This window comes from Novosphingobium sp. PP1Y, assembly GCF_000253255.1.
In the GTDB taxonomy this organism is placed as follows: Bacteria; Pseudomonadota; Alphaproteobacteria; order Sphingomonadales; family Sphingomonadaceae; genus Novosphingobium.
Map to the genome: position 1 here is coordinate 646,828 of NC_015583.1, position 13,341 is coordinate 660,168.

Annotated in this window: 13 protein-coding genes; all 13 read left to right on the forward strand. The window is 63.0% G+C overall.

The genetic code is table 11. The features are described from left to right. Positions 1-224 precede the first annotated feature (224 nt). The 13 genes from PP1Y_RS03870 to PP1Y_RS03930 all read left to right on the forward strand — a co-directional run bounded on the left by PP1Y_RS03870 (position 225) and on the right by PP1Y_RS03930 (position 13,295). Positions 225-782, forward strand: coding sequence for a cytochrome c (locus PP1Y_RS03870; RefSeq protein WP_041558348.1), 558 nt, complete (start codon positions 225-227; stop codon positions 780-782). After that, on the forward strand, positions 779-970 hold the full coding sequence (locus PP1Y_RS26300; RefSeq protein WP_041558351.1) for a DUF4089 domain-containing protein: 192 nt from the start codon (positions 779-781) through the stop codon (positions 968-970). Before PP1Y_RS03870 ends, PP1Y_RS26300 begins: the two co-directional genes overlap by 4 nt. Then, complete coding sequence (locus PP1Y_RS03880; protein WP_041558352.1) at positions 967-2,340, forward strand: AtzE family amidohydrolase; 1,374 nt, start codon at positions 967-969, stop codon at positions 2,338-2,340. Before PP1Y_RS26300 ends, PP1Y_RS03880 begins: the two co-directional genes overlap by 4 nt. Further along, entirely contained in the window at positions 2,277-3,920 is a 1,644-nt protein-coding gene (locus PP1Y_RS03885) for a gamma-glutamyltransferase family protein (RefSeq protein ID WP_013836782.1), read from the forward strand. The genes PP1Y_RS03880 and PP1Y_RS03885 overlap by 64 nt, the downstream gene beginning before the upstream one ends. Positions 3,921-4,022: 102 nt before the next feature. Beyond that, complete coding sequence (locus PP1Y_RS03890) at positions 4,023-5,204, forward strand: alanine--glyoxylate aminotransferase family protein (RefSeq protein ID WP_013836783.1); 1,182 nt, start codon at positions 4,023-4,025, stop codon at positions 5,202-5,204. Continuing rightward, entirely contained in the window at positions 5,201-6,088 is an 888-nt protein-coding gene (puuE, locus tag PP1Y_RS03895) for an allantoinase PuuE (protein WP_013836784.1), read from the forward strand. Before PP1Y_RS03890 ends, puuE begins: the two co-directional genes overlap by 4 nt. After that, positions 6,085-6,465, forward strand: coding sequence for an oxalurate catabolism protein HpxZ (gene hpxZ / locus PP1Y_RS03900; protein WP_013836785.1), 381 nt, complete (start codon positions 6,085-6,087; stop codon positions 6,463-6,465). Before puuE ends, hpxZ begins: the two co-directional genes overlap by 4 nt. After that, complete coding sequence (gene uraD, locus PP1Y_RS03905) at positions 6,462-6,902, forward strand: 2-oxo-4-hydroxy-4-carboxy-5-ureidoimidazoline decarboxylase (protein WP_013836786.1); 441 nt, start codon at positions 6,462-6,464, stop codon at positions 6,900-6,902. Before hpxZ ends, uraD begins: the two co-directional genes overlap by 4 nt. Then, complete coding sequence (locus PP1Y_RS03910) at positions 6,899-8,347, forward strand: FAD/NAD(P)-binding protein (protein ID WP_013836787.1); 1,449 nt, start codon at positions 6,899-6,901, stop codon at positions 8,345-8,347. Before uraD ends, PP1Y_RS03910 begins: the two co-directional genes overlap by 4 nt. After that, positions 8,344-8,676 carry a hydroxyisourate hydrolase gene (gene uraH / locus PP1Y_RS03915; protein ID WP_013836788.1) on the forward strand — a complete coding sequence of 111 codons (333 nt, stop codon included), beginning with the start codon at positions 8,344-8,346 and terminating at the stop codon, positions 8,674-8,676. The genes PP1Y_RS03910 and uraH overlap by 4 nt, the downstream gene beginning before the upstream one ends. Positions 8,677-8,797: 121 nt before the next feature. Further along, positions 8,798-10,876 carry a TonB-dependent receptor gene (locus PP1Y_RS03920; protein WP_232512239.1) on the forward strand — a complete coding sequence of 693 codons (2,079 nt, stop codon included), beginning with the start codon at positions 8,798-8,800 and terminating at the stop codon, positions 10,874-10,876. 142 nt (positions 10,877-11,018) lie between these two features. Continuing rightward, positions 11,019-12,383, forward strand: coding sequence for a nucleobase:cation symporter-2 family protein (locus tag PP1Y_RS03925; protein WP_051009939.1), 1,365 nt, complete (start codon positions 11,019-11,021; stop codon positions 12,381-12,383). A gap of 183 nt (positions 12,384-12,566) precedes the next feature. Then, positions 12,567-13,295, forward strand: a complete 729-nt coding sequence (locus PP1Y_RS03930; protein WP_232512241.1) for a hypothetical protein — start codon at positions 12,567-12,569, stop codon at positions 13,293-13,295. Positions 13,296-13,341: the final 46 nt, after the last annotated feature.

Genomic DNA, 13,341 nt, shown 5'->3' on the forward strand with positions numbered 1-13,341 from the left:
TCGGAGCATTCTCCAATTGCGTCGAAAAGTGCTTCCGGAATTATGGCGATGCCGATCCTCGCCCCGGGGCCTATGACGATAGGGCTGCAAGTCTGATCCCGGGATGGGGCACTGTGAATGGCGGTTTCGGTGGCTCGGATACCTGTCCGCCGGTTCATCCTCGAACTGAAAGGTGCTGCGGCCTCGCGGTCGCGAGATTGCGTCGCATGGAAGGAGTTAGGTCGATGATGGCATTGCGAAACTGCGCGCGTTTGCGGCGAAGCGGCGCGACCGGCCTTGTGCTGGCAATGGCGCTTGCCGTCTGTGGCTGCGGCGCAGCGGATGACAAGGCTGGTCAGGCGCAAGCTGCGAGTGCCCCCGCCGATGAAGTGAGCAGCGACCTCTCCCTGCGGGAACTCATGGCGCACGTCATGCAGCGCAATGCCATTCAGATGTGGAATTGGCAGGCTTTCGTCAGTGATGAAACGGGTCCGCATTCCATGGTCCCCAAGACCGACGAGGAATGGGAGGACGCCGAAAGCGATGCCCTGACCGTTGCCGAGCTGGCCCGCGCCATTCAGTACGCTCCTTATCGCGTCGACGATCCGGCCTGGTCCGACAGGGCAAAAGCGCTTCAAGTTGCCGCCGGCAAGGTAGCCAAGGCGGCCGAGGAGAGGGACGAAGCGGCGTTCCTCGATGCCGGCGGCGCGGTCAACGACGCCTGCGTTTCGTGCCATTACCGCTTTGCCCCGCAACTTGAAGGGCCCGAGCCGACCGGTCCGGCCGGTGAGAGCACGCAGTGAAGTTCGCCGGACATCTGACTGACGCGGACCGCCAGGCGTATATGGATGCTGCGTCCCGCTTGGCAGGCCTTACCATTCCGGAAGAATGCCGGGACGGTGTGCACGCCAATCTCAGGTTGTTTCTGGATCACGCAGCAGTTCTGGACGAGATCGTCGATCCGTTCCGCGATCCGGCGGAGCTGCTGTGAATACGCTCGCGCACATCGGCGAGGTGCGCAACGGCAAGGCGCGTGCGCAGGACTGGGCCCGGGCATCGCTTGAATCAGCGCGCGCCAAGGCCCGGCTTTGTGCCTTCACCAGCCTCCTGGAGGAGGATGCGATGGCACAAGCGGCGTGCGTCGATGCCTCGCCTGCTGATCGGCCGCTGGCGGGTATGCCCTTCGCAGCCAAGAACCTGTTCGATGTGGCTGGGCATCCGACTCTAGCGGGGGCCAGGATCAATCGCGATGCCCCGCCGGCCCGGCGCACCGCTACGGTTATCTCGCGGCTCGCAAATGCCGGGGCAACGCTGGTCGGCATGACCAACATGGACGAGTTCGCCTATGGCTTCGCTACCGAGAACGCGCACTTCGGGGCGACCCGCAACCCCTGCGATGAAACCCGCATGGCTGGCGGGTCTTCCGGCGGTTCCGCGGCCGCCGTCGCGGCGGGCATAGTTCCGGTCGCCCTCGGCTCGGATACCAACGGTTCGATCCGCGTTCCCGCTTCGCTTTGTGGCATTTATGGCCTGAAGCCTACGTTCGGGCGCCTCTCTCGGGCGGGCACCTACCCCTTCGTGTCGAGCCTGGATCACGTCGGTCCTTTCGCGCGCACACTTGACGATCTTGCCCTCAGCTATGACGCGATGCAGGGCGCCGACGGGGCGGACCCTGCGTGCAGCCATACCGACCCGGATCCGATCGCAGCCGATTTCGACGTCATGCCCTCCGATCTGCGCGTCGGTGTTCTGGGTGGGTGGTTCATTCGCCATGCTGCGGCGGAAGCGAAGGATGCGCTCGATCTTGTTGCGGGTGTCTTTGCCCAGGCCTCCAGGGTAGAGCTTCAAGGCGCCCAGGCTGCCCGTTCGGCGGCGTTTTGCATGACCGGCATCGAGGGCGGAAGTCTTCACATACGCCAGTTGGCGACAAGGCCCATGGATTACGATCCGGCGGTGCGCGACCGTCTGCTCGCCGGGCTGCTGCTTCCTGCGCGCGTCTCTGAACTGGCCAGGCGGATGCGCCGTCAGTTCATCGACGAAGTCGCGCAGCTTTTCGGCAGCTTCCACATACTGATATCTCCGACAACCCCTTGCTCTGCTCCCAGGATCGGCGAGGCCTGCGTGGAAATCGACGGTGTCGAGCTGCCGGTGCGGGCGAATCTTGGCCTCTATACGCAGCCGATCAGCTTCGCGGGACTGCCAGCCCTGTCCGTACCATTGAAAACCGATGGGCTTCCCATCGGAGTGCAGCTTATCGCGCCGTATTGGGCGGAAAAGCGATTGTTCCAGGTTGCGCGATGGCTGGAGAGACAAGGCGTTGTCGCCTCGGGCACCGTGCAGAAGCAGGAAGCGGGCCTTTGAGCGGCGGCCTGGATGATCCGCGCGGCGGCATCGTGACGGCGCCGCACTACCTCGCTTCCGAAGCCGGGCTCGACGTTCTGCGCGATGGCGGTACGGCAGTGGAGGCCTGTGTGGCGATGGCAGCGTGCCTTGCGGTCGTTTACCCGCACATGACCGGCATCGGCGGCGACGGATTTTGGTTGATCCGTGAACCGGATGGTGCGCTTTGGGCCATTGATGCCTGCGGTAGGGCCTCGCGCAATGTAAGCCTTGAACTTTACGCGGGGCTCGACGCGATTCCGATGCGTGGGCCGCTCGCCGCGAACACGGTAGCCGGCACGGTTTCCGGTTGGCAGATGGCTCTCGGCGAGGGTGGTGGGGGTCTCAGCCTCGACAGGCTGCTGGGCGCTGCGATCACGCACGCGGAAGCGGGCGTTTCGGTTACCCGGGGGGGAGCCGCCATCGCCGGGTCCAGGAGTGACGAACTCGCATCACAGCCGGGGGCCTATGCCCGGATCTTCGAACCTGCGAATAGGCCCATGCGCGAAGGGGAAGTGCTGCGCCAGCCCGAATTGGCGCGCACCTTTCGCAAGTTGGTCGATGAAGGGCTCGGGAGCTTCTATCGCGGCGATCTTGCCGCGCTGATCGCGCAGGACCTGCAGGTATTGGGCAGCCCGGTCGATGGTATCGACCTTGCCGCGCATGAGGCGCAGCAAACCGTGCCTCTGTCGGCCGAGATCCACGGGGCGATGCTCTACAATACTGCCCCGCCGACGCAGGGCCTCGCATCACTGCTCATCCTGGCGCTATTTGATCGCCTCACCATTGCCCGGGCCGATGGATTCGATTACCTGCATGGGCTGGTTGAAGCGACCAAGCACGCGTTCCTTGTGCGCGATGCCCATCTTGGCGACCCGGCATGGATGTCGCTCGATCCGCAGGGCCTGCTGTCGAGCAACGCCGCCATCGGTACGATGTTGAGTGAGATCCGGCTGGACCGGGCGATGCCCTGGCCGCACCCGACGCATTGGGGAGACACGTGCTGGTTCGGCGCCGCCGATGGGCGGGGACAGGTCGTCTCATGCATCCAGTCGACCTATTTCGAGTTCGGGTCCGGCCTCGTCCTGCCCCAGACCGGCATCACGTGGCAAAACCGCGGCTCCGGTTTTCGTCTTGCCGACGATGGCTGGAATGCCCTCAAACCAGGTCGCAAGCCCTTCCATACTCTCAATCCGGCGCTTGCCGTCTTCGATGACGGACGGGTCATGGCCTATGGCACGATGGGCGGCGAAGGACAGCCGCAGACGCAGGCCGCGATCTTCACGCGCTATGCGAGGTTCGGTGTCGCGCTTGAGCAGGCGATTGCCGCGCCGCGCTGGTTGCTGGGCAGGACCTGGGGCGAAGAAAGCACCTCGCTCAAGCTTGAAGAGGGCTTCGCGCCGGAGACGATCGATGCTCTGCGCCGGGCCGGTCACGAAGTCGAAATCGTACCATCGTGCAACGCGCTGATGGGACATGCCGGTGCCATCGTGCGCCATCCTGGGGGGCGTCTCGAAGGGGCCAGCGATCCCCGTTCTGACGGATTGGTCGCAGCGTTCTGATGCCGCGGTTTTGCAGAATCATTTGATTTTTTGGAGTTGAACAGGTTGCCTGAACTTGATCCCCTGCTGTTTGGCGAAATCGACCCGCCCCAGCGGCTTCTGATGGGGCCCGGTCCGATCAATGCCCATCCGCGGGTGCTGCGCGCGATGTCTGCCGATCTCCTCGGGCAGTTCGATCCCGAGATGACCGAATTCATGAACCAGGTCATGGCGCTGTATCGGCCTATCTTCGGGACCGAAAACCGCTGGACGATGTTGATCGACGGTACCGCTCGCGCCGGGATCGAGGCGGCGCTGGTCAGCCTTGTGGCTCCCGGCGACACGGTGCTGGTGCTCAACGCCGGACGCTTCGGTCTGTTGCTGACCGAGATCCTTGTCCGGATCGGCGCACGCATCGAGACGATTGACGTGCCCTGGGGCGAAGTGGTGTCGATGGAAGCGGTTGCGGCCGCGATCGACCGGGTGTCGCCGCGTCTTGTCGCGACGATCCACGGTGATACCTCGACGACGATGGTGCAGCCGCTCGAGGGGCTCGGCGCGCTTTGCGAGGCTGCGGGCGCTCTCAGTTACGTCGATGTCACGGCCACCATCGGCGGTATGGAAATTGCCGCGGACCGTTGGGGCGTGGATGTCGTGAGCGGCGGCTTGCAGAAGTGCCTTGGCGGACCGTCCGGCTCGGCGCCGATCACCATTTCCAACCGCGCCGCCGAATACATCGGTCGTCGCCGTCACGTTGAGAGAGGTATCCGGCGCGAGGACATCGAGGATGGTCAGGGGCCGCGCATCGGCTCCAACTACTTCGATCTCGCGATGATTATGGATTACTGGTCGGACAAGCGCCTCAATCACCACACCGAGGCGACATCGATGCTCTATGCGGCCCGCGAATGCGCGCGCATAGCGCTGGGGGAAGGGCTGGAGCCACGCTATGCGCGCCACCGCGCCGCAGGCCGGGCGATGGCGGCGGGCCTGCGCGCGATGGGTCTTACCCTTTTCGGAGACGACAGCCATCGCATGAGCAATGTGACCGGCGTCCATATTCCCGATACCGTCGACGGCGAAGCCGTGCGCCGGGCAATGCGCGAGAATTTCGAGATCGAGATCGGCACCGCCTTCGGTCCTCTCGAAGGCCGGATCTGGCGGCTTGGAACGATGGGCTACAATGCAATGAAGCACAAGGTCCTCCTCACGCTTGGAGCGCTGGAGGCCTGCCTGCGCGCCCAGGGGTATGCGGTCGCGCTTGGCGAAGCCGTGCCGGCTGCGATGGAGGCTTGGGACGCATGAGCCAGGCCCGAGACCTTGTCGGCTACGGCCGGACCATTCCCGATGCGAAGTGGCCCGGCGGGGCCCGCGTCGCAGTACAGTTCGTGATCAATTACGAAGAGGGCGCGGAAAACTGCGTCGTGAATGGCGATGCCGGTTCGGAATGCTTCCTGTCCGACATGGTCGGCGCTGCCAGCCATCCTGACCGCGCCATGGCGATGGAAAGCCTTTACGAATACGGCAGCCGCGCTGGCTTCTGGCGTTTGCATCGCATATTCGTACAGCGCGGATTACCGGTAACGGTCTTCGCCGTCGCGCGTGCGCTGGAAATGAATCCGCAGGCCGTGGAGGCGATGTTGGTCGCCAATTGGGAGGTCGCGAGCCATGGTCTGCGCTGGATCGATTACCAGAACGTGCCCGAAGAGGTGGAACGGGCGCATATCGCCGAAGCAATTGCCTTGCATGAAAAGCTTACCGGACAGCGGCCATTGGGCTGGTACCAAGGGCGGACTTCGCCCAACACCGCCCGCCTGATCGTCGAGGAAGGGGGCTTTCTCTACGATGCCGACAGCTACGCCGACGACCTACCCTACTGGGATCGCAGGCATGGCAAGCCGCAGCTCGTCGTGCCTTATTCGCTCGACGCGAACGACATGAAGATGGTCGCACTCAATGGCTTTACCGAGGGCGAGCAGTTCTTCCGCTACCTGCACGATACTTTCGAACAATTGCGCGAGGAAGGCGGTCGGATGATGTCGATCGGCCTTCATGGGCGCATTGCCGGGCGCCCGGCGCGCGCCCGAGCGCTCGCGCGGTTCGTGGATCACGTCACGGCGACCGGCGATGCCTGGATTGCGCGGCGCATCGATATCGCGCGCCACTGGATTGCGAACCACCCGGCATGACGATCGACGATCCGCAGGCACTGGCGCAAGTGACGGCAGCTTTTCACGAATACGAACGCGCCCTGATGGAAGATGACCTACAGGCGATGGATGCGCTGTTCCACGATGCCCCGACCACCAATCGCTACGGCGTTGGTGAGGTACTCTACGGCATCGACGCCATCCGCGCCTTTCGCAAGGGGCGGTGCGGTTCACCGCAGCGTCGCCTCGGGAAGGTCGCGATCACGGTCTATGGTGACAATTTCGCGACGGCCGACGCCGAATTCTTCCGGGATGGCAGCGACCGGCGCGGTCGCCAGTCGCAAAGCTGGGTCCGGTTCGCGGACGGCTGGAAGGTCGTCTCCGCCCATGTCAGCCTGGAGGGAGCAACGTCATGACGGCTCTTTTCGAACACAGTCCCTGGGTCGAGGAACGGGCCGATGCCCGTCCTTCTTCGGGCGACCGTCATGCAGATCTCATGGCAGTCGTCCAAGAAGCCGAGATTGCCGACCAGTTGGCACTGATCCGTGCACACCCCGAGCTGGCGGGCAAGGCCGCAGTCAATCGCGCCTTGACGCAAGCTTCCGCCTCGGAACAGGCCTCGGCGGGGCTGGACCGTCTGACGCCTGAGGAATTCGATGAATTCCACGCGTTGAACGCGGCCTATCGCGCGCGCTTCGACTTCCCCTTCATCATCTGTGTGCGGTTGACCGACAAGGCCGGAATTCTCGCGGCCATGAGGGCGCGGCTGAAGAATGACCGCGAGCAGGAAATAGCCACTGCTCTTGCCCAGATCGGCGAGATCGTGCGCCTCCGACTGGAAGATCTGAAATGAGTGAAACAGGTTCCCCCGCCGGAGCGGCCGGTCTTGAAGCCCTGCAAGCGGAATTGGCCCGCCAGTTGACCCTTACCGGCTTTGGCGGGCAGGACTGGACCCGGCCGCGCAGCCATCCCGAAGGTCATGTGCATGACGTCGTCATCGTGGGCGGCGGACAAAGCGGGCTGGCGGCGGCTTTCGGCCTGATCCGCGAGCGCATCAGCAACATCCTCGTGATCGACGAGAATCCTGCCGGGTTCGAAGGGCCATGGGAAACTTATGCGCGAATGGTGACCTTGCGAACGCCCAAGGACCTGACGCCGATCGACTTCGGCATCCCGGCGCTGACTTACCGCGCCTGGTGGGAAGCCCGGCACGGTGCCGAGAGTTGGACACAGGTCGACAAGATCGTCCGCGGCGACTGGATGGCCTATCTGCGTTGGTATCGGCGTGTGCTCGACTTGCCTGTGCGCAATGAAACGAAACTGGAACTGATAGAGCCGATCGGGCAGGGGCTTTACCGCCTCAAGCTCGCGGGCGGGGGAACTCTCCTGAGCCGAAAGGTGATCCTTGCTACCGGGATACAGGGCGGCGGAGAATGGCACACCCCGGCCCTCATCAGTGGAGCCCTGCCGCGTCACCTCTATGCGCATACCAGCGAAGCGATCGACTACCCGGCGCTGGCCGGCAAGCGCATTGCCATTCTCGGCGGGGGAGCCTCTGCCTTCGACAATGCAAATGTCGCACTGGCGGCGGGCGTGCGCGAAGTCGAAGTGCATATGAGGCGCAAGGTGCTGCCCCGTATCAACCCGATCCGCTTCATGGAGCGCGTGGGTTTTACCGCGCGCTATCCGGCTCTCGATGATGCCGAGAAATACACGGTCATGTCGGCCTTCCTCGGCCACAACCAGCCGCCGACGAACGATACCTTCCGTCGCGCTGCCGCCAGGTCCGGGTTCAGCCTTCATCTCGGCTCGCCGTGGCTCTCGGTGGAGGTGCAAGGTGAGCGGGCCCTGGTGACGACGCCACGCGGCAAATTTGCGTTCGATTTCCTGGTCCTGTCGACCGGGCTGCTCAGCGATCCCGGGCTGCGCCCGGAACTTGCCGGTGTTAGCGATGCGATCGCCCGCTGGTCGGACGTCTATCGCGCCCCGCCCGGCAAGGAAAACGCATTGCTGGACGCGCATCCCTATCTCGGCCCGGCATTCGAGTTCCTGCCGCGCAAGGGCTCCCCTTCCCAGGCTCTGCATGGCCTGTTCGTCTTCAATTACTCGGCCCTCGCGAGTCTCGGTCTTTCGGCTTCGGCGCTCTCGGGCTTGCAGGCCGCACTTCCACGGCTTGTGCGCGGGGTGGCCGACCAGCTCTTTCTTGACGATCGCGAGGCGCTTATCGCCGACTTTCTCGCTTACGATGAGCCGGAGTTCGAGGAGACCTGGCCTATGGCACAGGAGGATGCGGCATGATCACGCTGTCCACCCACGTTCTGGACACGGCGCTTGGCCGTCCTGCAGCCGGTGTTGCGCTTGCCCTCGCCAATGGTGACGGGGACATCCTGTTTATCGGGGCGACCGATGCCGACGGACGTTGTCCTCAGTTGCCGACAGTCGCAGCCGGGCGCTTCCGACTGAGCTTCGAAATCGCCGACTACTTTCGCGGCCTTGGCGCCGACTTGCCCGATCCGCCATTTCTGGACCGTGTCTCCATCGATTTCGGCGTGGCCGAAGCGTCGGGGCACTATCACGTGCCGATACTCGTCTCTCCCTACGGATATTCGACGTATCGAGGAAGCTGAGGGACTGATCCAGAGACCATCTTATCAGCCGATACAGCTTATCGGTCGATGCTTCGGCACGTTGTGAAGGGTCTGGCAGATGCCTCTTCGACAAAACCAAAAATTACCGGAAGGACCCTTCATGATCTCTTGCGATGCCTTGCGCATGAAGCTGCTTGCATCCTGCGTCGCCGGTGGTCTCGTCGCGCTGCTCTCACCTGCCGTCCACGCTGAGGAGGATTCCGGGGCAGAAGCAGCCGGGAAACACGGTGAGGCGCCGGGCGCGGTTCGAAGCTGGGAGAATGAGATCGTCGTATTCGGACGGGGCGAGGCGAAGATCGGCGTGGCCAATGCGTCGAGCGAAGGCAGCGTGGCCGGCTCCGACCTGTTGGTACGTCCTTTGCTGCGTGTGGCGGAGCTTCTCGAAGCCGTGCCCGGCATGGTCGCTGCGCAGCACTCGGGCAGTGGCAAGGCCAACCAGTACTTTCTGCGCGGTTTCAACCTCGATCACGGTTCGGATTTCACGACCTATGTCGATGGCGTTCAGATGAATTTACGCACGCATGGTCACGGGCAGGGCTACCTCGATCTCAACGGGCTGATTCCGGAGATCGTTGCGCGGGAGGATTTCCGCAAGGGTCCCTACCGCGCAGATGGCGGTGATTTCGCGCTGGCTGGCGCGGCCTACATGACCACGATCGACGGGTTCGAGAATACCTGGCTGTCGCTGGAGGGTGGATTTTACGGATCGCGGCGCTTGGCCATGGGTGGAACGATCCGCGACCTGGGGCCGGGCGACTTGACGCTCGTCGCGCAGGCCAGGCGCTACGACGGTCCCTGGCAGGAGCCGGAACACCTGCGCCACTATTCGGGCTTTGCAAAGTATCTCGTCTCAGTGGATGAAGGCGATCTCGCAGCTTCGCTGCACGGCTATCGCGGTACCTGGCGACCCACGGAGCAAATCCCAGAGCGCATCATCGGATCGGACCAGTGCGGCGATGTCTTTTGTTCCCCGGATCCCACTGCGCGCGGCCAGACGACGCGCTTCGTCGGTAATATCGCGCTGTCGCAACCCGGCTGGAGCGCCAACCTCGATGCGCAGTACTATGACTGGTCGATGTATTCGAATCCAACTTATGCGGATCCGGACGGGGCCAGTGCGCAGATCCGCCAGTTCGACCGGCGCTGGATCCTTGGCATGTCCGCCCGCAAGCATTGGAAACTTGGGGCCGGGCTTACCTTCACCGTGGGCACCGAGAACCGCTACGACAACATGGGAAATGTTGGCGTCGAACGCACGGCCATGCGGGAACTGCTCTATTCCCTGGGGCGCTACCGTGTCGATGAGCTTTCGGCCGCGCTTTATGGAGAGGCGACGTGGCAACCGCTGGCGGGACTGCGGCTGACGGGCGGCCTGCGCGGGGACCACTTTCGCTATTCGGTGCGCGCGCGCGATTCGGCGGCCGCGGCGCTTGGCGAGGGCAGTGGGCACGATTCGATCGTGTCGCCCAAGCTCTCGGCAGCCTATGAGATCTCTCCGCAGTTCGAACTTTACGCCAACTGGGGGCGCGGCTTCCACTCGAACGACGTGCGCGGCGCGGTGAACGTGGAGACGCCAGTGCCGGTTCTCGTGCGCGGCACCGGTAAGGAACTTGGCGGGCGCCTGCAGCTCTCCGAGTTCTCGCTGACGGCGACCTATTGGTGGCTCGACGTTGGCAGCGAGTTGCGCTTCGTCGGCGATTCCAATGCCGTGGAACCGACCGGGGCGAGCAGCCGTCATGGATACGAGATCGTCGCCTTCTGGCGGCCGGTGCCTTGGCTGGCGCTGGACGGCAACTACACCGCCAGCCATTCGCGCTATGACAACGGCGATCGTATTCCCAATGCCTTCGAGAATGCCGCCTCCGGCGGTGTCGCGGTGGTGCTCGATCCGTGGGAGGCCAGCCTGCGTGTGCGGCATCTCGGGCCTTATCCGCTGATCGAAGACAACAGCGTGCGCAACAAGGGCAGTACGGTGCTAAACGGTCGCGCATCCTGGAAGGGCAAGCATGTGCAGATCTATGGAGAAGTGCTCAATATCCTGGACAGCCGGGACAAGGATATCGCCTACTTCTACGAGTCCTACATTCCCGCCTACGATCCGGCGGGGCCGGCAGAGGGCGTGCTGAGCCGCGTGGTCGAACCGCGTACGGTGAAGGTCGGCGCGAAGTTCAGCTTCTGATCGCGTTCCTGACGGCGCGGTATTCGCTTGGCGATCAGGTTTCCTCGCATCGTGAAAGTTTCTTTGAAAATGATCCATCGCTGAATAGCAGGTCAAATCGGAATATGCGTACTAGGCTTGGCGCAAAGGAGGCCCAGGTCTGATGCTCATGGAATCCGAGATTTCCGCCGAGGCGGTTGTTGCCGAAGCGGAGCCCGATCCGGGTGCGGTGGATGAAATACCCGCACTGTCGCGATTGGTTGTCCTGGGTCTGCAGCACGTCATGGTGATGTATGCAGGTGCTGTAGCGGTTCCGCTCGTACTCGGTCACGCGCTTGGCCTTTCGGCGTCGCAAATCGGTCTTCTGGTAAGTGCCGACTTGTTCGGATGCGGGCTCGTTACATTGCTGCAGACTGTGGGCATCAAGGGTGTGGGCTTGCGCATGCCGATTATGATGGGCGTTACCTTTGCGTCTATCGGGCCTATGCTGGCTATCGCCAACAGCAATATCGCCGCCGGGCAGAGTGCCGAACACAGCCTGCAGGTGATCTGCGGCGCGGTGCTGGTCGCCGGCGTGTTCGGACTGGCCATCGCACCTGTGCTCGGCAAGGTCGCGCGGTTCTTTCCGCCGGTCGTAACGGGCACGGTCATCCTCGTCATCGGGGTATCCCTGATCGGTATCGGCGTCGGTTGGATCGTGGGTCAGGGCAAGAGCGGCGAAGTCGATGCCGCGCACGCTGCGATGTCCTTTTTCGTCCTCGCCCTGATTCTGGCGGTGCTGCGCTTCGGCAAGGGCATGGTGCGCAATGCCGCGATCCTGATCGGTGTCGCGGTGGGTACATTTGTGGCTGCGGGCCTTGGCATGACCGATTTTTCGGCGGTCGGTGAGTCTGCGATACTGGGCTTTACGCCACCGCTGGTTTTCGGCTTGCCCCGTTTTGAACTGGGTGCCTCGATCAGCATGATGTTCGTCATGATCATCGTGATGGTCGAATCCGTGGGCATGTTCTTCGCCGTGTCGGAGATCGTGGGGACGAAAATGGATACGGCGCTGATGACGCGTGGTCTGCGTGCCGACGGCCTGGGAACGATTATCGGCGGGCTGTTCAATGCCTTTCCCTACACCTCGTTCTCTCAAAATATTGGCCTGATCGCGATTACCGGGGTACGTTCGCGCTTCGTGTGCGCGACCGGTGCGGTGATCATGCTGGGCCTGGCGCTCAGCCCCAAGCTTGCCGTCGCCATTGCATCGATTCCCTCCTTCGTGCTGGGCGGGGCCGGCCTTGTCATGTTCGGGATGATCGCAGCTACCGGTGTGCGGATTCTTGGCAAGGTCGACCTCTCGGGAAATCCCCATAACCAGACGATCCTCGCGGTTTCACTGAGCATGGGCATGGTGCCGCTCGTTTCGGAGGGGATCTTTGCCTCTCTACCGCAGCCGCTGCAGCCCTTCGTTCATTCCGGCATCGTCCTGGCGACGATCTCTGCCGTGGCCCTCAATTGGCTGCTAAACAAGGAACACCGATGAAGCGCGGGTCCGCTCGGCGCTGCGGAAATACCTTCAAGCGCTATGTGAAAAACCCGGGAGCACAGCGGTGCTAGATCTCGCGCTACCACCTCGGACAGTGCGGAATGCCATCATGCAGGGGCTTTCGATCCACGCGAAGGCAGCGCCGAGCCTGGTTGCGGACCGATGATAGAAGGAATGACGATGAAATCTCATTTTCAGAAGCGAGGAAGCGCTGCGCTTCGGGGCATCCTCGCCATTGCCCTGGCCGGTATGCCTGTGACGATTGCGCAGGCGCAGCCGGCGGGCAAACCCAGTACCGTCACCGGTCTGACGGGCATGTGGTTCTTGGAACAGGACGATTTCGAGACGCCGGTGGAGCCGCCCTATAGGCCTGAGGCGAGGGCGATGGTCGAGGAGCGCGAAGCCCAAGAGAATGCGGGCAAGGTCATCGACGACGAAACCCGGGCCTGCGAGCCGATCGGCCTCCCCGGGATAATGCTCTCGGAATTTCCGCTGGAGATCCTGGAGACGCCGGGGCGCATCACCATCATTTCCGAGATGAGCCCGCTTGTGCGGACAGTCTATCTCAACCGGAAGAAGGCTACCGAAGGGCTGCCGCCGATGTACAATGGCTATTCGATGGGCCATTGGGAAGGCGAGACGCTGGTCATCGAGACCGACAATTTCAACGATACCGGATTTCCGTTTCGTTTCGGCAACGCGGTTCATTCCGCTACGACCACGATGACCGAGCGCATCAGCCTGAGCGAAGACGGCCAGATGCTGGTCGACGAGATGACCTTGCGCGATCCTCGGTATCTGACCGATTCCTACAAGATCGTGCGCCATTACAAGCGCCTTCCGGAAGACTCCGAGCTATGGGAGAGCCCTTGCATGGTAGGATGGAAGGATGATCCTACGGCCCTGTAGTTCCAGGGCTGAATTCTCGCCTGAGAAAGTTCGACCCCGAGCGTGG